14 protein-coding genes are annotated in these 19005 nt (G+C 69.2%); 10 read left to right on the top strand and 4 right to left on the bottom strand.

Features of this window, described 5'->3' with window-relative positions; translation table 11 throughout:
* Positions 1-81: 81 nt before the first annotated feature.
* The 3 genes from ACQUSX_RS10820 to ACQUSX_RS10810 all read left to right on the top strand — a co-directional run bounded on the left by ACQUSX_RS10820 (position 82) and on the right by ACQUSX_RS10810 (position 5210).
* The gene (locus tag ACQUSX_RS10820; protein WP_428906936.1) at positions 82-3486 is read left to right on the top strand and encodes a S8 family serine peptidase; all 3405 of its coding nucleotides are present in this window, start codon (positions 82-84) and stop codon (positions 3484-3486) included.
* A gap of 63 nt (positions 3487-3549) precedes the next feature.
* Positions 3550-4392: an exodeoxyribonuclease III gene (locus ACQUSX_RS10815; protein ID WP_428906935.1), complete on the top strand. Its 843-nt coding sequence runs from the start codon at positions 3550-3552 to the stop codon at positions 4390-4392.
* Positions 4389-5210, top strand: a complete 822-nt coding sequence (locus ACQUSX_RS10810; protein WP_428906934.1) for a Cof-type HAD-IIB family hydrolase — start codon at positions 4389-4391, stop codon at positions 5208-5210. Before ACQUSX_RS10815 ends, ACQUSX_RS10810 begins: the two co-directional genes overlap by 4 nt.
* A 43-nt stretch (positions 5211-5253) precedes the next feature.
* Here the strand turns inward: ACQUSX_RS10810 and ACQUSX_RS10805 are convergent, their stop codons facing one another.
* A complete protein-coding gene (locus tag ACQUSX_RS10805; RefSeq protein WP_428906933.1) occupies positions 5254-5877 on the bottom strand; it encodes a dihydrofolate reductase family protein in 624 nt (207 codons plus the stop codon).
* Positions 5878-5989: 112 nt separating this feature from the next.
* Between ACQUSX_RS10805 and ACQUSX_RS10800 the strand changes: the two genes are divergently transcribed.
* The 3 genes from ACQUSX_RS10800 to ACQUSX_RS10790 all read left to right on the top strand — a co-directional run bounded on the left by ACQUSX_RS10800 (position 5990) and on the right by ACQUSX_RS10790 (position 9378).
* A complete protein-coding gene (locus ACQUSX_RS10800; protein ID WP_428906932.1) occupies positions 5990-7243 on the top strand; it encodes an alanine racemase in 1254 nt (417 codons plus the stop codon).
* Between the two features lie 98 nt (positions 7244-7341).
* The gene (locus ACQUSX_RS10795; RefSeq protein WP_428906931.1) at positions 7342-8586 is read left to right on the top strand and encodes a sensor histidine kinase; all 1245 of its coding nucleotides are present in this window, start codon (positions 7342-7344) and stop codon (positions 8584-8586) included.
* Between the two features lie 54 nt (positions 8587-8640).
* Complete coding sequence (locus tag ACQUSX_RS10790; RefSeq protein ID WP_428906930.1) at positions 8641-9378, top strand: response regulator; 738 nt, start codon at positions 8641-8643, stop codon at positions 9376-9378.
* A gap of 26 nt (positions 9379-9404) precedes the next feature.
* Here ACQUSX_RS10790 and ACQUSX_RS10785 read toward each other — a convergent pair whose 3' ends face one another.
* Positions 9405-9983 (bottom strand): NADPH-dependent FMN reductase, encoded by a 579-nt coding sequence (locus ACQUSX_RS10785; protein ID WP_428907629.1) that lies wholly within the window; start codon positions 9981-9983, stop codon positions 9405-9407.
* 119 nt (positions 9984-10102) lie between these two features.
* On the opposite strand from ACQUSX_RS10785, the gene ACQUSX_RS10780 reads away from it, so the two are divergent.
* From ACQUSX_RS10780 to ACQUSX_RS10770, 3 genes are all read left to right on the top strand, one after another.
* Positions 10103-11275 (top strand): benzoate/H(+) symporter BenE family transporter, encoded by a 1173-nt coding sequence (locus tag ACQUSX_RS10780; RefSeq protein WP_428906929.1) that lies wholly within the window; start codon positions 10103-10105, stop codon positions 11273-11275.
* A gap of 92 nt (positions 11276-11367) precedes the next feature.
* Positions 11368-12309, top strand: a complete 942-nt coding sequence (locus ACQUSX_RS10775) for an ABC transporter ATP-binding protein (protein WP_428906928.1) — start codon at positions 11368-11370, stop codon at positions 12307-12309.
* Positions 12306-13427 (top strand): ABC transporter permease, encoded by a 1122-nt coding sequence (locus ACQUSX_RS10770; protein ID WP_428906927.1) that lies wholly within the window; start codon positions 12306-12308, stop codon positions 13425-13427. Before ACQUSX_RS10775 ends, ACQUSX_RS10770 begins: the two co-directional genes overlap by 4 nt.
* A gap of 19 nt (positions 13428-13446) precedes the next feature.
* On the opposite strand, the gene ACQUSX_RS10765 is transcribed toward ACQUSX_RS10770, so the two are convergent.
* Positions 13447-15243, bottom strand: coding sequence for a glycoside hydrolase family 15 protein (locus tag ACQUSX_RS10765; protein WP_428906926.1), 1797 nt, complete (start codon positions 15241-15243; stop codon positions 13447-13449).
* 77 nt (positions 15244-15320) lie between these two features.
* Between ACQUSX_RS10765 and ACQUSX_RS10760 the strand changes: the two genes are divergently transcribed.
* Positions 15321-16685 carry a glucose-6-phosphate dehydrogenase gene (locus tag ACQUSX_RS10760; RefSeq protein ID WP_428906925.1) on the top strand — a complete coding sequence of 455 codons (1365 nt, stop codon included), beginning with the start codon at positions 15321-15323 and terminating at the stop codon, positions 16683-16685.
* A gap of 125 nt (positions 16686-16810) precedes the next feature.
* Here ACQUSX_RS10760 and ACQUSX_RS10755 read toward each other — a convergent pair whose 3' ends face one another.
* Entirely contained in the window at positions 16811-18976 is a 2166-nt protein-coding gene (locus tag ACQUSX_RS10755) for an ATP-dependent Clp protease ATP-binding subunit (RefSeq protein WP_428906924.1), read from the bottom strand.
* Positions 18977-19005 lie beyond the last annotated feature (29 nt).

Genomic DNA, 19005 nt, shown 5'->3' with positions numbered 1-19005 from the left:
CGCCAGGACCACACCACGGTCGCAGCATCACGAAGGAGTGTCATGCGCAATTCGACAGGTCGGAGATCACGGATTCTGGGGGTGGCCGCTGCGGCGACCGCTCTGCTGGTCGTCGGGGGCATGTCCCCCGCGGCCGCTCAGGACGATGACGCGGGCGCCTTCAGCGCCACACCGCTGACGCCGGATGACAGCTTCAGCAACCAGGCGAAGTCGAACTCGGGTCGGCTCGCGACGAACGACGCGAAGCTTCTCAAGCGGTCGGATGCCAAGATCACGCCGATCATGGTGAAAGTCGACGTCGACCCCGTCGCCTCGTACACCGGCTCGATCGATGGCCTCGCAGCCACCAGCCCCGAGATCACGGGTATCCCGATCTCCCAGGGCAGCGCGGCGATCGACGCCTACACGGCGTACGTCGCCGAGCGCATCGCCGAGGCGAAGAAGGAGGCGACCGACCTCGTCGACGGCGCGAAGGTCATCGCCGACTACGTGACCGTCTACGGCGGCTTCTCAATGGCCATCCCGGCCAATCGCGCCAAGGACCTCCTCACACTCAGCGCCGTCGCCGCGGTGCAGTCCAACGAGCTGCGGCAGACAACCGGAGCATCGACCGCTGCGGCGACCCGCGGCGCCCCTGCCTCGGTGACCTCGGACGCCGCAGCCGACGCGGAGTTACCCGAGACCACCCCGGCGCCCGACCACGACGCCACGCACTTCATCGGCGCCGACGCCGTCTGGCCCAGCCTCGGCGGGCGCGACCGCGCCGGAGAGGGCGTGATCGTCGGCGTCATCGATACGGGCATCTGGCCCGAGCATCCGATGCTGGCCGAGAACGGCCTCGGCGCGCCGGACGGCGGCCCCTGGTCGTGCGAGTTCGGCGACGGCACGGTCGGCCCCGAGTTCGACTGCAACAACAAGCTCGTCGGCGCCTACGCGATGCTCGACGTCTACCAGGCCACCCCCGACCCCGCCGGCATCGACGCCTACTGCCTCGACACGCTCTGCTCGGCACGCGACGCAGAGGGACACGGCACGCACACTGCCACCACCGCGGTGGGCGGCAACGTCGAATCGGCTGAGATCCTCGGCATCCAGCGCGGACCGTTCAGCGGCATCGCACCGGGAGCCTCGGTGATCGCGTACCGCGCGCTCGGACCGAACGGCGGCTACGAGGGCGACCTGGTCGCCTCGATCGGCCAGGCCGTGCTCGACGGCGTCGACGTGATCAACTACTCGATCAGCGGCAGCCCCGATCCGTACGACTCCACCGAGCTGGCGTTCCTCGACGCGTTCGCGGCGGGTGTCGCGGTGAACTCGTCGGCCGGCAACTCCGGCCCAGGCGCGTCGACCGCCGACCACGCCAGCCCGTGGACCACCACCGTGGGCGCATCCACGTCGGATCGCGCATTCACCTCGGCGCTGGTGCTGGCGTCCACCGACGGCGAGACGCTGGTCAAGCAGGGCACGACGATCACGCAGGGCATCGACGACGTCGCCGTCGTCCTCGCCGCGGACGTGCCCGGCTACAACGACGAGCTGTGCCAGACGCCTCTTCCCGCGGACTCGGTGACGGGCGAGGTCGTACTGTGCATGCGCGGCGGGAACGGCCGGGTCGCGAAGGGCTACAACGCCCTGCAGGGCGGAGCTGCGGGCATGATCCTCGCCAACCCCGAGCCGATGGATCTGCAGACCGACAACCACTTCCTGCCGGCGATCCAGCTGGAGGGCCCGAACGACGACATTATCGCGTTCATCGCCGATCATCCCGGCGTCACGGCCACGTGGGCGCAGGGCACCGCGACGGTCGCGGAGGGCGACGTGATGGCCGCGTTCAGCTCGCGCGGTCCGATCGGCGACTTCCTGAAGCCCGACATCACCGCGCCCGGCGTGCAGGTCATCGCCGGTCACACGCCGACGCCGATCGGCGTCGACAGCGGCCCGGCAGGTGAGCTGTACCAGGCGATCGCGGGCACATCCATGTCGGCGCCGCACGCGGCCGGCGTCTCGGCGCTGCTCGTCGCGGCGCACCCCGACTGGTCTCCTGGCCAGATCAAGTCGGCGCTGATGACCTCTTCCGTTCAGGACGTGATCAATGTCGACGGATCGGATGCCGGTGTGTTCGACCGCGGCGCCGGATCGATCCGCGCCGATCGCGCGATCGCCCCGCTGGCGACGATCAGCGAGACGGCGGCCGCGTTCGCTGCGAGTGCAGCGGATGCCAAGACCCGTGTGGATCTGAACATCCCCAGCATCAACGTCGATCCGCTCCCTGGTGCTGTGACGACGACCCGCACGGTGACGAACGTCAGCGGCAGGACGCAGGTGTTCCGCACCGGATCGAGCACGGACGGCGAGTTCGACATCAGCGTGTCGCCGAAGAACCTGACCATCCCGTCGGGACAGTCGCGCGACATCACCGTGACGATCAACACCCTCGGCGCCACCGACGGCTGGCACGAGGGTCAGATCACGCTCACTCCCAAGACCGGCAACGCGATGGTGATCCCGGTGGCCGCGAACGCGACCGCTGCGAGCATCAGTCTCACGCAGAGCTGCACGCCGACGACGCTCGACCGTCGTGGCGTCGCCGACTGCACGGTGACGGCATCCAACTTCCTGCCGGTCGACGTCGATGCTCAGATCGAGGTTGCCGCTGACGGCAAGATGCGAGTCGAGTCCGTCGAGTCGCCGCTGCGCAAGAAGGGCGGCAAGGGCGTCTGGAGCGGCACGCTCGGTGCGGCGATTCCGCCGCAGATCACCGGGTTCACCGCCGATCTCGGCCCCGGCGGCGGATACCTGCCGCTGGAGGCCTTCGGAATCGCGCCGTTCGCCATCGGCGATGAGGAGATCGTCAACTTCAACGTCCCGCCGTTCGACTTCGGCGGCGAGACGTACACCCGCCTGGGCGTGGTCTCCAACGGCTACCTGGTCGTCGGCGGTGGCGGCGCGGCTGAGGTCTGGTACGAGCCGAAGCCGATCCCGGATCCGGTGACACCGAACAACGTGCTGGCCCCGCTGTGGACCGACCTCAACCCCGAGGCCGCGGCGCCCGGCGCCGGCGTGAGCATCGGGTCGCTCACCGATGGTGTGGACACCTGGATCGTCGCCCAGTGGAACGCGGTGCCGACGTACTCCGGCAACGCGACGAACACCATGCAGGTGTGGATCCAGACCGGAGGAACCGAAGGCGTCTGGTTCACGTACGGCGAGGATGGGGCATCCGACTCCGCCACCACGGCGGCGACCGCAGCGGAGAACCGCGACGGCACCAGCGGCGTCGTGCTCGACGGCCTGCCGAAGGCCGACGAGGGCTACGCGGTCGGCACGACTCCTCCGGCAGCGGGCGGAACCGTCGAGCTGAACTACTCGGTGCGCGGTCAGGCAGAGGGCGAGTGGGCCGCGGTGGCGACCCTGACCTCTGATGCCCTGCGCACGACGCCGATCGCGCGCACGCCGATCACCGTCGACTGGAACGCCGGAGGCTGATCCGCACGGGGACCCCGGCCGGGGCGGACGGCCGGGGTCGGTGGCCGCGAATAGGCTGGATGCATGCGTCTGGCCACCTGGAACATCAACTCGATCCGCACGCGCGTCGATCGCGCCATCGACTTCGCCGTCCGCGAGGACATCGATGTGCTCGCCTTCCAGGAGACCAAGTGCAGGCCCGAGCAGTTCCCCTACGCACCGTTCGAAGAGGCCGGCTACCACGTCGAGGTTCACGGGCTGAACCAGTGGAACGGCGTCGCGATCGCGAGTCGCGAGCCGATCACCGAGGTCTCGACGGCGTTCGACGGGATGCCCGGCTTCGCGAAGGGCCATGAGGGGCCGGATGCCCCGCTCGAGGCGCGCGCGCTCGGCGTCACCGTGGGCGGTGTGCGGGTGTGGAGCCTGTATGTGCCCAACGGCCGGTCCCTCGGCGACCCGCATCTGGCGTACAAGCTGCACTGGCTCGAGGTGCTGCGCACGGCGACCGCGGCCGAGATCGCCGCGAACCCGGAGCGTCCGCTCGCTCTGGTGGGTGACTTCAACATCATCCCGTTCGACCACGACAACGGCGACCCCGCGATCGTCGTCGGCCGTTCGACGCACGTGTCACCCGAAGAGCGTGCGGCGTTCTTCGCCCTCGAATCGGCGGGGCTCACCGATGTCGTGCGTCCGCTGATCCCCGAGGGGTTCACCTACTGGGACTACCAGCGGCTGAAGTTCCCGCGCAACGAGGGCATCCGCATCGACTTCATCCTTGGCTCGAAGGCGTTCAGCGATGCCGTCACGGCAGCATCCATCCACCGCGACGAGCGCAAGGGCGTCCAGCCCAGCGACCATGTCCCGGTGGTCGTCGACCTCGATCTCGGCGGCGAGGACGACGACGACATGCCGATGATCTTCGCGTGACCGGCTCCACCATCCGGCTGATCGCGACCGATCTCGACGGCACGGTTCTCGATGCCACAGGCCGCATCACACCGCGCACCCGCGCGGCGCTGGACGCCGCGCGGGACGCCGGCATCACGACCGTCCCGGTGACGGCTCGTCAGCCGATCGGCCTGCGTCCGATCGCCGAGCAGGCCGGCTTCGCCGACTGGGCCCTGTGCGGCAACGGCGCGTACGGTGTGCACCTGACCACCGGTGAGCATCTGTTCGCCGAGGAGATCCCCGCCGACGTGCAGCGAGAGCTCGCCGAGGCACTGCACGCCGCCGTCCCTGACCTGCTCTTCGCGAGCGTGCGGGATGCCGGTGAGGGTTTCGTCGCGCAGGAGGGCTACGCCGCCATCGCCGACGTGAACGACCACAAGCGCCATCCCGAGTCGATGGGCGGCGTCCCGCTGGCCGACGTGCTGGCAGCTCCCAGTCTGAAGCTGGTGATCCGGCACGCTTCCGTGCCGGTCGCGGAGGTCTTCGCCGCGCTGCAGTCCCTGGGGCTGACCGGCTTCGAGGCGACGATGTCCGGTGCGCCGTTCGTCGAGGTGATGGCCCAGGGTGTCACGAAGGCGACCGGCCTCGCGCAGGTGTGCACGCGGCTCGGCATTGAGAGCCACGAGGTGCTCGCCTTCGGCGACGCCCTCAACGACCTCGAGATGCTGCAGTGGGCAGGACGCGGAGTCGCGATGGCGAATGCGATCGACGTCGTGCGCGACGCCGCCGACGAGGTCACCGCCTCGAACGAGGACGACGGCGTCGCCGAGGTCATCGAGCGGATGCTGGGAGGCTGAGTCCGGCTCACTGGCCGGGCCGAGCCCGGCTGATCGCGCGGATCTACTCCCCCATCGTGCCGGTCTGCACCTCGCCGGCCTTCGGCGCATAGCGCAGCAGCACCACGCCACCGTCGCCTGCCTTCGCGTCGATGAGCCGCAGGTTCCCGGGCGCGGCGCCGTCCGGAAAGACCTTCTTGCCCTGCCCGAGCACGACCGGGTACACCCACAGCTGCAGCTCGTCGTACAGTGCGTCCGCGAGCAGCGTCTGCACCAGATCGACGCTGCCGATCACGTGCACATCGCGGTGCTTCTCGCGCAGCTCGGCGATCTCGGAGGCGAGGTCGGCCCCCACCCGGGTGCTGCCCTGCCATTCGAGCTGGATGTCGGCATCCCGGGAAGCGACGTACTTCGGCACCTCGTCGAACAGCCGGCCGATCCACCCCTCCGGCCCCGTCGTGTGCTGCGGCCAATAGCCGGCGAAGATGTCGTAGGTGTGGCGGCCGAGCAGCAGGGCGTCGAGGGTCTGCATCCCCTCGCTCACGCTGCGGCCGACAGCCTCGCTCGGCAGCGGGGCCTGCCATCCGCCGAACGCGAAGCCGTCGCTCGGATCCTCCTCCGGCCCACCCGGCGCCTGGGCGACTCCGTCCAGCGTTGTGAACAGATCGATGATGATGCGTCCGGTCATGGTGGGTCCTCGTCGGTGGGAGTCTCTGCTGACTCGACGACGATCACAGACCTCGCACCCGCTGTCAATGCTCTTGCCCACCCCGCACGCGCGCACGGGTATGGTTCAAGCCATGACCGCTCTGCCTTCTCTCGCACTGACGAAGGGGCTGGGCCCGAGTCTCGCCGGCGGCGATGCGGCGGCTCTCGTGGGCACCTCCCTCTTCGCCGCAGATCGTGACTTCCCACAGCTCGCGCTGAGTCGGAGCGCGATCGCGCACAACATCGCCGCGATGATGGCGTACGCGCGCGAGCGCGGTGTCGCGATCGCGCCGCACGGGAAGACGGCGATGTCGCCGACGCTCGCGCAGCAGCAGCTGGATGCCGGCGCATGGGGCATCACGGCGGCCACACCGACACAGTTGCGGGTCTATCGCGACGCAGGCATCTCGCGCCTGGTGCTTGCCAACCAGCTCGTCGAGCCGGGTGCGATCGCCTGGCTGCGCCGCGAGCTCGATGCCGATCCGGAGTTCGAATGCGTCGTCTATGCCGACTCCGCGGACGGACTCGATCTGCTCGCCGGCAACTCGGCGGGCCGCCCGATCGACGTGCTGCTCGAGGCCGGGAATCCCGGCGGCCGCACGGGTGTGCGCGGGGCTGTCGCCCTGCGTGCGCTGGCCGAGCGCGCAGCGCGCACGTCGGGCATCCGCGTGGTGGGCACCGCGGCGTACGAGGGAACCATCGGCGGGGCGACCGATGCCGAGAAGATCGAGCACATCCTCGCCTTCTCGCGGCAGCTGTCCGAGACGACACTCGCTCTCGAATCAGACGGGCTGCTGGCCGGTGGCCTGATCTCGGAGGGAGCGATCGTCTCGATCGGGGGCAGCGCGTACTTCGACGTCGCGATCGACGGCCTCCTCCACGGAGGACTCCCGCCCGAGCGCATCCTGCTGCGCAGCGGCGCCTACCTCACGCATGACGACGGACTGTACGAGCGCACCACGCCGAGCTCGCGCGGCAACGCTTCGGCGCCGAGCCTGCAGGCGGCGATCCGGGTGTGGGCGCCGGTGCTCAGCATCCCCGAGCCGGGTCTCGCCATCGTGCTGTGCGGTCGACGAGACGTCGGGTTCGATCAGGACCTGCCGGTCGTGCAGGGGGTGCGCGGCCGCGACGGCTCGGCGCCGCGCGACTTCGCCGGGCGGGTGACCAAGCTGGCCGATCAGCACGCCTTCATCGGGTTCGATGCGGAAGCGACGGCGCCTCGCGTCGGGGAGCTCGTCGAACTCGGCATCTCGCACCCGTGCACCACGCTCGACAGGTGGGGCCTGGTGCCGGTCGTCGATGACGACCACGCCGTGCGCGACGTGGTGCGACTGCACTTCACCTGAGCGTCTGCACTTCACCTGAGCGTCGGCCGGCGTCTGCGTCCGACGGCCTCCCCCGTGCGGTGGATGTGAGGGCATCCGATCCGCCCTACGGTGGAATCATGTCTGCGCCCGCACCGTTCACGCGCACACCGACCCCGCGCGAGCTGCGCTCGGATCTGCTGCTCGCCGCCGTCATGCTCGTCGGCGGCGTCATCAGCGCCGGGCTGTCGTCGATCGCGCAGGTCTACGGCGAGGATCAGGCGCCGATGTGGTCGGCCCTGCCGGTCGTGCTCGGTGTGTCTGCGCCGCTGGCCGTCCGGCGCCGCTGGCCGGCCGTCGTCGCCATCGTCATCGCGATCGTCTTCTTCGCCAGCGTGTCGCTGAGGGTGCCCGAGATCTACGTCGTGCAGATCACGATGTTCATCGCGCTGTACACAGTCGGCGCCTGGATGAACAACAGACTGGCCGCCCTGTGGGTGCGCGTCGGCATCATCATCGGCATGTTCGTCTGGCTGATCGCGGTGATGTACCACGAGACGATCAACGGCGCGGCGGAGGCCGACGTCGCCGCGGGCGCATTCTCGCCGTACCTGGCGTTCATGATGATCCAGCTGCTGCTGAACGTGCTCTACTTCGGCGGGGCGTACTACTTCGGCGAGCGCTCATGGCACGCCGCCCAGCAGCGCTTCGCGCTGGAGCACCGCACCCGCGAGCTCGAACGCGAACGCGAGGTGACCGCCGCCCAGGCCGTCGCCCTCGACCGGGTGCGCATCGCCCGCGAGCTGCACGACGTCGTCGCCCACCATGTGTCGGTCATGGGGGTGCAGGCGGGCGCTGCGCGCCTGTTGATCGATCAGGATGCGGAGCGCGCCAAGACCATGATGGCCGGCGTCGAGGCCGCCTCACGCGATGCGATCGGCGACTTCCGCCGGCTGCTCGAGACCCTGCGCGCGCCCGGCGGCGAGGATGACGCACCCGCCACGACCCTCGGGCTCGACGACATCGAGCGTCTCGCGCAGTCGTCCCGGGATGCCGGTCTGCCCACGGACTACAGCGTGATCGGCACACCCGTGCCCGTCTCGAGCACGGTCGGCGTGAACCTGTACCGCATCGCGCAGGAGGCGCTCACGAACGCCCGCAGGCACGCCGGCGTCGGGGCGAAGGCCGATGTGCGATTGCGCTACGAGTCGGACAGCGTGGAGCTCGAGGTTGTGAACTCGGGCCGCGCCGTCACTGCGCCCCGCGCCGGGCTCGGTCAGCTGGGCATGCGCGAGCGGGCCCTGGCATCCGGTGGATCGATCGAGCTGCAACCGCGACCGCAGGGCGGGTTCCGCGTCCGCGCGAGCATCCCGCTGCCCCACTGAGACCCTGCCCACTGACGCCCCTGACCGATTCCGCTGACAACTCGAGGCCGATTCATGACCGACTCCCCCATCCGCGTGCTGCTCGTCGATGATCACACCATGCTGCGCGCCGGATTCCGCACGATCCTCGACACCCAGCCCGACATCGAAGTGGTCGGCGAGGCCGCGACGGGAGCCGAGGGAGTGCAGCTGGCGCGGAGCCTGCGCCCGGACGTGATCACGATGGACGTGCAGATGCCGGACATGGACGGGCTCGAGGCGACGCGTCAGATCGTGGCAGACGGCGAACTGGCATCCGCCGTCGCGATCGTCACGACCTTCGATCGTGACGAGTACCTCTTCGAGGCGCTGGATGCCGGCGCCAGCGGGTTCCTGCTGAAGAACGCCGGCCCCGAGGAGCTGATCGCGGCCGTGCGCGCACTGGCGTCAGGCGATGGGATGCTGGCGCCGGAGGTCACCCGTCGCGTGCTCACCCGCTTCCGGACGCCTGCCGCGCCTCTCCCCAGTGCACCGGATGCTGCCGACCGCACCGCATATTCGCGCGAGGATCCCGTGCGCTCGACGAGATCCCGCCCACTAGGCGGGACGAACATCCTCAGCGAGCCGCTCACCGAGCGCGAGAGCGAGGTGCTGGCGCTGATGGCCGATGCGCGCAGCAACGCAGAGATCGCGGGCGCCCTCTTCATCGGCGAGGCGACCGTGAAGACGCATGTCTCACGGATCCTGCAGAAGATCGGCGCCCGCGATCGGGTGCAGGCCGTCGTGCTCGCGCACCGGCACGGCCTTGCCTGAGCTCGGTCAGGCGTTGACGAGCTCGGTCAGGCGTTGACGAGCTCGGCGGAGTGCTGCACTCGCGCGATCAGGCCGTTGAAGGCCTCGAGGTAGCCGACGAGGAAGCCGGCGGTGCTGTCATCGCTGACCTGGCCGTCCTCGGTGAACAGGCCGGGACGGTCCTGGATGAAGCCCTCGGGCTGACCCATGGTCACGGCGTTGAAGTGGCCGAGGATCGCACGCAGGTGCTGCTGCGCGGCGGCGGTCGCGACACCGCTGCCGGAGGTGCCGATCACGGCGGTGGGCTTGCCGAAGAACGACATCTCGCCGTACGGGCGGGTCGACCAGTCGAGCGCGTTCTTGAGCACGCCGGGGATCGAGCGGCTGTACTCGGGGGTGATGATGATCACGCCGTCGACGTCGGCGATGGCCTGCTTGAAGTCGCGTGCGACCTGCGGGAAGTCGGTGTCGTAGTCGGGGCTGTAGAACGGCAGGTCCTTGATCGGGATCTCGACGAGCTCGGTGCCCTCGGGGGCGAGGTTCTCGAGTACGCGCCCGAGGCGGCGGTTGATGGAGGTGCTCGAGATGCTGCCGACGATGTAGCCGATGGTGCGGGTCACAGTGATTTCCTTCTGGGGTCGGGGCTCGACGAGCCCGGGTTCATACGACAGACACAACGTATATGCGCGTGAATGTTATTCCCGTTGCGGCGAGATCGGTCCGCATGTCGCGCTACTGTCGATCCATGCCCGACGCCGCACCGCTGATCCGTCCGGTCACCGCAGGCGTCGTGACCGCGCTGGTCGGCTTCACGAGCTCATTCGCCGTCGTGTTGACCGGGCTCGACGCCGTCGGCGCGAGCCCCGAGCAGGCCGCAAGCGGCCTGCTCGCTTTGAGCCTGACGATGGGGATCGCGTGCATCGTTCTGGCGTATCGATACCGGATGCCCATCACCGCAGCCTGGTCGACTCCGGGTGCCGCGCTGCTCGCCGCGACGACCGCGGTCGAAGGTGGCTGGTCGGCGGCTGTCGGCGCATTCCTCGTCGTCTCGGCCCTCATCCTGCTGACCGCGGCGGTGCCGCAGATCGGTGCACTCATCGCTGCGATCCCGCCGTCGATCGCACAGGCGATGCTCGCCGGCGTGCTGCTGCCCCTCTGCCTCGCACCCATCACCGGGATCATGATCAACCCCTGGGGCGTCGCACCGGTTGTCGTCACCTGGCTGCTGCTCGCGCGAATCGCACCGCGCTGGGCCGTGCCGGCCGCCTTCATCACAGCGACTGTCGTCATCGCAGCGGGCATCATCGCGAACGGCACCGACGTCGACCCGGCGCTGCTGCTGCCGACCCTGGAATTCACCGCCCCCACCTTCACCGTCGAGTCGATCGTCGGCATCGCGCTGCCGCTGTTCATCGTCACGATGGCCTCGCAGAATGTGCCGGGAATTGCCGTCATGCGCAGCTTCGGCTACGAAGTGCCCTGGCGACCGGCGATGCTCGTCACCGGCATCGGCTCGGCGCTCAGCGCCCCGGCCGGCGGCCACGGCATCAATCTCGCGGCGATCAGTGCGGCCCTCGCCGCCGCGCCCGATGTCGACCCCGACCCACGACGCCGCTGGGTGGCCGGGGTCTCGACGGGCGTCTCATACATCCTGTTGGGCGCATTCTCGGCCGTGTTCGCCGCGCTTGTCCTCCTGGCACCGGCGGCGGTCATTCCGGCCGTGGCCGGTATCGCGCTGTTCGCGGCGTTCGGCTCGTCCGTGAAGCAGGCGATCGATGATCCGGGCGAGCGGATGCCCGCTGTCGTGACGTTCCTCGTCGCGGCATCCGGCGTGGCGCTGCTCGGCATCAGCGCGGCGTTCTGGGCGCTGGCTGCGGGACTGCTCGTGCGCGGCGTCCTGCATTTCAGGAAGCGCTGAGCCCTGCGCCCGCTCTCCGCCGGCGGGTGGATACGCAGCAATCCGCCTCAGGGGGGATACGTCGCGCAGCGCGCGTCCGTAGCGTTGACGGCATGCAACAGGCAGCGATCATGCAAAGCGAAGCGAAGGCAGACCACAAGGCACCGGGGCGCCTGAGTCTCGACGGAGTCACCAAGAGCTACGGCTCGCGGACCGTCCTCGACGGCATCCGATTCGATGTCGCCCCGGGGCGACTCACCGGCTTCGTCGGCGGCAACGGCGCTGGCAAGACGACGACCATGCGCATCATCCTCGGCGTGCTCGCCGCCGACGCCGGCACGGTGACGCTCGACGGCGCGCCCGCGACGGCGACCGACCGTCAGCGCTTCGGCTACATGCCCGAGGAGCGGGGCCTGTACCCGAAGATGAAGGTGCTCGAGCAGGTCGTCTACCTCGCCCGACTGCACGGCTTCAGCAAGTCGGATGCCACCGAGCGCGCGACCGCGCTGCTGACCGAGCTGGGGCTCGGCGAACGCCTCGAAGACAAGATCGAGGCGCTCTCGCTGGGCAACCAGCAGCGCGCCCAGATCGCGGCCGCACTCGTGCACGATCCTGATGTGCTCATTCTCGACGAGCCGTTCTCGGGCCTGGACCCGCTCGCCGTCGACGTCGTCGCCGGCGTGCTGCAGACGCGAGCGGCCCAGGGTGCCGCGATCCTGTTCTCCTCGCATCAGCTCGACGTCGTCGAGCGACTGTGCGATGACCTGATCATCATCGCCGACGGCACGATCCGCGCCGCCGGCTCGCGCGACGAGCTGCGCGCGCAGCACTCCGTTCCGCGTTGGGAGCTGGAGGGCTCCGGGGATGCCGGGTGGCTGCGCACCGAACCCGGGGTCGCCGTCATCGAGTTCGAGGGCGGCAACGCCGTCTTCGACGTCGATTCCCCCGACACGGCGCAGCGCGTGCTGCGCCGCGCGATGGCCGACGGCGACGTGTCACTGTTCGCTCCGCAGCGCCCCACGCTGGCGCAGATCTTCAAGGAGGTCATCCGATGACCATCACGACGTCACCGCGGCGCACCGGCGCCCAGACGAAGCCGCTGTCGACGCCGCAGGGCGCCTGGCTCGTCGCCGAACGCGAGATCATGACACGGCTGCGCAGCAAGGCCTTCCTGATCTCGACGGCCGTACTGGTGCTGGTCGCACTCGGCGGCGTGATCTGGATGGGGATCGCCTCGGGCACGAGTTCCGCCACCCCGGTGGCTGCCGTCGGTCAGACCGCGTCGGCCCTCCCGGACACCGGCGCGTTCGAGTTCACTCCCGTCGACACTCGGGAGGCCGCTGAGGAACTCGTGCGCGACGGCGAGGTCGATGCTGCGATCCTCGACGACAGCGACTCGCCCACCGGCGTGCTCGTGATCGGCGACGAAGAGGTGCCGCAGGATCTCGTGGCAGCGCTGTCGGCCGCCCCGACGGTCGAGCTGCTCAACCCCGACGCCCCGGATTTCGGCATGCGCTACGCGCTGGGCATGATCTTCGGGCTGGTCTTCATGATGGCGGCGATCTCGTTCGGCACGCCGATCACCACGAGCGTCGTGGAAGAGAAGCAGACCCGCATCATCGAGATCCTGCTGTCGGCGATTCCGGCCCGCGCGCTGCTGGCCGGCAAGGTGATCGGCAACACCGTGCTCGCGATGGGGCAGATCCTGCTGCTCATCGCGGTCGCCATGATCGGTCTCATCGTCACCGGTCAGCCCGAGCTGCTGCAGGGCTTCGGCGCTCCGCTGCTGTGGTTCGCGGTGTTCTTCTTCTTCGGCTTCATTCTGCTGGCGGCGATGTTCGCCGCCGCCGGATCGCTCGTGTCGCGTCAGGAGGACGCCGGGGCGACGCTGACTCCGGTGATGTACCTGACGATGATTCCGTACTTCCTGGTGATCTTCCTCGGCAACAACGCCACCGTGATGACCGTGCTGTCGTACGTGCCGTTCTCGGCGCCGGTGGCGATGCCGGTGCGGCTGTTCTTCAGCGAAGCGCAGTGGTGGGAGCCCCTCGCATCCCTCGTGATCATGCTCGTCGCCTGCGTGCTGATGATCATGCTGGGCGCCAAGATCTACGAGAACTCGCTGCTGCGCATGGGGGCACGGGTGAAGATCCGCGAGGCGCTGCGCGGCTGACGGAGCCGAGCTGCGGCTGCTAACGCGGCCGCAGCTCGCTGCTCACCAGAGCGTCCGCGGCGCGCACGAGCGCCAGATGCGAGAACGCCTGCGGGGTGTTGCCCAGCTGCCGACCGGCGACGGGGTCGTACTCCTCCGACAGCATCCCGACGTCGTTCGTCAGTGAGCACAGCCTGGCCATCAGCTCGTCTGCCTCGTCGCGGCGGTCGGTCGCGGCGTACTGCTCGACCAGCCAGAACGAGCACGCCAGGAAGGGGCTCTCCCCACCGGCCAGCCCGTCCACGCCGGAGTCGGTGCGGTAGCGGTGCACGAGTCCGTCGTGCATGAGCGTCCGCTCGATCTGCTCGACCGTCGCCAGCATCCGCGGGTCGTCGGGTGCGCAGAATCCGACCTCGGCGAGCAGCAGCAGCGAGGCATCCACCTCGGCCGAGCCGTAGTACTGCGTGAAGTACCCGTCGGTGACACCCTGACTGTCGATCTCAGCGCGCATGCGGTCGCGCAGCTCGCGCCACGTGTCGGCCGGCCCATCCATCCCGAAGTCCTCCACCGCACGCACGCCGCGGTCGAACGCCGCCCAGATCATCGCCCGGGAGTGGGTGAACATGTGCGGCTCACCGCGGATCTCCCACAGCCCGTGATCGGGGCGATCGATCGCGTCGGCGGCGAAGCGAAGCAGATTGCGCTCCAGCGGCCAGGCGAACTCCGTCTCAGCCAGCCCTGCCACGCGCGCTGCGGCGAGGGTGACCATCACCTCGCCGACGACATCGGCCTGGTACTGCGACGCGGCGCCGTTGCCGACCCGCACCGGTGTCGAGCCCTGGTAACCGGGCAGCGCGTCGAGGGTCCACTCGTGCAGGTTGCGCTCACCGGCCAGCCCATACATGATCTGCAGGTCGGCGGGGTCGCCCGCCACCGCACGCAGCAGCCATTCCCGCCAGCGCTCCGCGAGTGCGAGGAAGCCGTGATCGAGAAGCGCCTCGAGCGTCAGGGCGGCATCGCGCAGCCAGACGTAGCGGTAGTCCCAGTTGCGCTCGCCGCCGATCTCCTCCGGCAGCGCCATGGTCGCCGCGGCCGCGATGCCGCCGGTCTCGTGATTCGTGAGCGCTCGCAGGATCAGCAGCGATCGCACGACATCCTCGTGGAACGGGCCGCTGTGCTCGACGCGATCGGCCCAGCTCTGCCACCAGTCCTTGGTCGTCGTCAGAGCGTCGTCGATGTCGAGCGGCTCGGGGACCGCGCGGTGGGAGCGGAACCAGGTCAGGTGCAGGTCGTGGGTCTGGCCGGCATCCACCGTCACCTCGCCGGTGTGCTCGTGGTCTTTCGCGCGCAGCCTCCCGCCGCGCAGCACGAGCGCGTCAGGGCCGGCCATGGCCACCACCTCGGGATGCCCGTGCGTGCCGGTCTGCCTCACCCACGGCATCGCGCGGGAGTAGTCGAATCGGATGCTGAGCCGCTGCTGCAGCGTCATCGTCCCCCTTACGCCCACGATGCGGCGGATGAGATCCGTGCGATGCAGTTCGACGCCGGGATCCGGGTCGATCGGCATGAAGTCGTGCACCTCGACGACGTCGTCTCCCCTCTCCCATCGCGTGATCAGAACGAAGGTGTCGGCGTCGTAGCGTCGGGTGCACGTGGCATCCGGGTCGGTCGGGCGCACCTCCCAGCGGCCGTGATCCGCATCGCCGAGCAGGGCCGCGAAGGTGCTCGGCGAGTCGAGCCGGGGCAGACACAGCCAGTCGATGCTCCCCTCCCGTGAGACGAGCGCGGTCGTGCGGCAGTTGCTGAGAAGGGCGTAATCCTCGATGCGCGGCGCCATCTTCCGGAGTCTTCCATGCCCGGCTGCGGACCGCCACGGGGGTGCGCACCGCCACTAGGGGGACTATCGTCTGCCCCATGCCGACAACGACCCTCTTCATCCTCGGCGCCTCCGGCGACCTCACCTCGCGCCTGCTGCTCCCCTCGCTCGCGGCGCTGCTGTCGAAGCATCCGGATCGGCAGGTGATCCTGCGAGGTGCGGGCAGCGACAAGTGGGATGCCGGGGTGTGGCGCGACGCGGTGAAGGGCGCTTTCGCCGGTGCGCCGGACGCGCTGGAGCTCGTCGAGATCGGCGACTATCTGCAGGCCGATGTGACGGATGCCGATGACGTGGCATCCCTGGTGAAGAGTCTCGAACCGTCGACGGTGCTGTATTTCGCCCTGCCGCCGGCGGTCACCGCCGCCGCGATCGACGCGATGGCGAGGGCGACGCTGCCGGAGGGCACCGTGCTGGCGATGGAGAAGCCGTTCGGCGAGGACGAGGCGAGCGCACGCGAGCTCAACCAGAAGCTGCTCGCTCTGGTTCCCGAGCAGCAGATCTTCCGCGTCGATCACTTCCTGGGCCGCTCCACCCTGCTGAACCTCCTCGGCGTGCGGCTGGCCAACCGCATCTGGGAGCCGGTCTGGTCGGCCGAGCACGTCGACAACGTGCTGATCCGCTTCGACGAGAGTGTGGCGCTGGAGGGACGCGCCCGCTATTACGACAAGGCGGGCGCGATGATCGACATGATCCAGAGCCATCTGCTGCAGGTGCTCGCGCTGCTGGCGATGGATCCGCCGGCGACTCTCGGCGAGCGCGACCTGCGTGACGCGAAGGCAGCGGTGCTGCGGGCGACGCACGTGTTCGGCGATGACGTGGCCGCCTCTTCGCGGCGTGCGCAGTACACGGCCGGCCGGGTCGGCGACCGCGACCTGCCCTCGTACAGCGACGAGGACGGCGTGGATGCCGCCCGCCAGACCGAGACGCTCGCCGAGGTGGTCTTCGAGATCGCGAACGACCGCTGGGCCGGAGTTCCGTTCGTGCTGCGTTCCGGAAAGGCTCTCCCGAAGAAGTGGTCCGAGATCGTGGTGACCTTCAAGCCGGTGCGCCACGTGCCGCCGGGGCTGGATGGGGTTCCCGCCGACGGCGGGCGCCTGACGTTCTCGCTCGGCCCGGATGAGATGTCGCTGCGCCTGCACGTGACCGGCGGCGAGGATCCGTTCGCGCTGCGCGAGGAGAACCTGCTCGCCGACCTCGGCGAGGGTCAGCAGCGGTCGTACGAGGAAGTGCTCGAGGAGCTGCTCGACGGGGATGTCGCCCTGTCGGTGCGCGCCGACGAGGCCGAGGAGTGCTGGCGCATCATCCAGCCGGTGCGCGACGCGTGGGCATCCGATGCCGTCCCGCTCGAGACGTACGCGGCCGGGTCGAAGGGTCCGCACGGATGGGCGACCTCGCAGTACTGACGTCGCACACGCGTTTCAGGGCAGGCGGGGAGCCGGTTGTCAGGAATGAGCCCCCGATAACCGACATCTGGCTCCCCGGCGCAGTGCCGTGGAGCCAGATGCGGGGAACTTCGGAAGCCGCAGACTCAGCTCTGGCTGGTGAGGACCAGTCCCGATCCGTCGGCCGAGACGTCGACGCGGACCGTGTCGCCGTCGCGCACGCCACCCGAGAGCAGCGCGGTCGCAAGGCGGTTCTGCACCTCCGTCTGGATCAGCCGGCGCAGCGGACGCGCACCGAACACCGGGTCGTACCCGCGCTCGGCGAGCCACGAACGGGCATCCGGCGTGACCGCCAGCGAAAGCCGACGATCGTGCAGTCGCCGCTGCAGCTGGTCGACCGAGAGCTCGACGATCTGCGCGAGGTCGTCCTCGCTGAGCGCCTGGAACATCACGATGTCGTCGAGTCGGTTCAGGAACTCGGGGCGGAACGACTGGCGCACGAGCGCCATCACGGCGTCGCGCTTGTCGTCGGTCGACATCACAGGGTCGATGAGGATCGGCGAGCCGATGTTGCTCGTCAGGATCAGGATCACGTTCGAGAAGTCGACCGTGCGGCCCTGGCCGTCGGTGAGGCGGCCGTCGTCGAGCACCTGCAGCAGCACATCGAACACCTCGGGATGCGCCTTCTCGACCTCGTCGAGCAGCACCACCGAGTACGGACGCCGACGCACGGCCTCGGTCAGCTGACCGCCCTGCTCGTAGCCGATGTAGCCGGGAGGGGCGCCGACCAGCCGCGAGACGGAGTGCTTCTCGCCGTACTCGCTCATGTCGATGCGCACCATGGCGTGCTCGTCGTCGAAGAGGAAGTCGGCGAGGGCCTTGGCCAGCTCGGTCTTGCCGACTCCAGTGGGCCCGAGGAACAGGAACGAACCGGTGGGACGACCGGGGTCGCTGATTCCCGCGCGGGACCGGCGCACAGCATCCGACACCGCCTTCACGGCATCCTTCTGCCCGATCAGCCGCTTGCCGAGCTCGCTCTCGAGGTGCAGCAGCTTCTCGCTCTCGCCCTGCAGCAGGCGCCCGACGGGGATGCCCGTCCATGCGGCGATCACGGCGGCGATGTCCTCGTCGCCGACCTGCTCGTTGACCATCCGGCCCTCGCTGTCGACGGCGGCTTCGGCGGCCTCCGCCTCGGCGATGTCGCGCTGCAGCTGCTTGATCGTCTCGTACTCGAGCTTGGATGCCTTCGTGTAGTCGGCCTCGCGCATGGCGAGGTCGCGCTGGGTGACGGCGTCGTCGAGCTTCTTCTTGAGCTCGCCGACGCGGTTCAGGCCCTGGCGTTCGCGCGCCCAGCGCTCCTCGAGCCCGGCGAGCTCGTGCTCCAGACCAGACAGCTGCTCGCGCAGCGCCGCCAGGCGCTCCTTCGAGGCGTCGTCCTTCTCGCGCTTGAGCGCGAGCTCTTCGAGCCGCATCCGGTCGACCTGGCGCTTGAGCTCGTCGATCTCGACGGGCGACGAGTCGATCTCCATCTTCAGCCGCGACATCGCCTCGTCGACCAGGTCGATGGCCTTGTCGGGAAGCTGCCGGCTGGGCAGATAGCGGTTCGAGAGTGCGGCGGCTGCGACCAGGGCGCCGTCGGCGATGGTCACTCCGTGGTGCGCCTCGTAGCGGCCCTTGAGTCCGCGGAGGATCGCGATGGTGTCTTCGACCGACGGCTCGCCGACGTAGACCTGCTGAAAGCGGCGCTCGAGCGCGGCATCCTTCTCGATGAACTCGCGGTACTCGTTGAGGGTGGTGGCGCCGATCAGGCGCAGTTCGCCGCGGGCGAGCATCGGCTTGAGCATGTTGGATGCCGCGACCGAGCCCTCCCCGCCGCCGGCACCCATCAGCACGTGCAGCTCGTCGATGAAGGTGATGACCTGACCCTCGGATTCGGTGATCTCCTTGAGCACGCTCTTCAGCCGCTCCTCGAACTGGCCGCGGTACATGGCGCCGGCGACGAGTGCCGAGATGTCGAGGGAGATGAGCTCCTTGCCCTTGAGGGATTCGGCGACGTCCCCGGCGACGATGCGCTGAGCGAGCCCTTCCGCGACGGCGGTCTTGCCGACGCCGGGTTCCCCGATGAGCACGGGGTTGTTCTTGGTGCGACGGGTGAGCACCTGGCTCACGCGACGGATCTCACTGTCACGGCCGATCACCGGATCGAGCTTTCCCTGGCGGGCGCGATCGGTGAGGTTGATGCCGAACTGCTCGAGGGCGCTCTGCTGCCCGTCTTGTCCAAACGACTCAGTGTTCTGGGCGGGGTTGGTCATTCGTTCCTCCTGAGGAGACTCCTTCAAAG

Source organism: Microbacterium alcoholitolerans, from assembly GCF_050408615.1.
In the GTDB taxonomy this organism is placed as follows: Bacteria; Actinomycetota; Actinomycetes; order Actinomycetales; family Microbacteriaceae; genus Microbacterium.
Note: the sequence above shows the minus strand (reverse complement) of the source record. Positions and strands in the feature narration are given on the sequence as shown.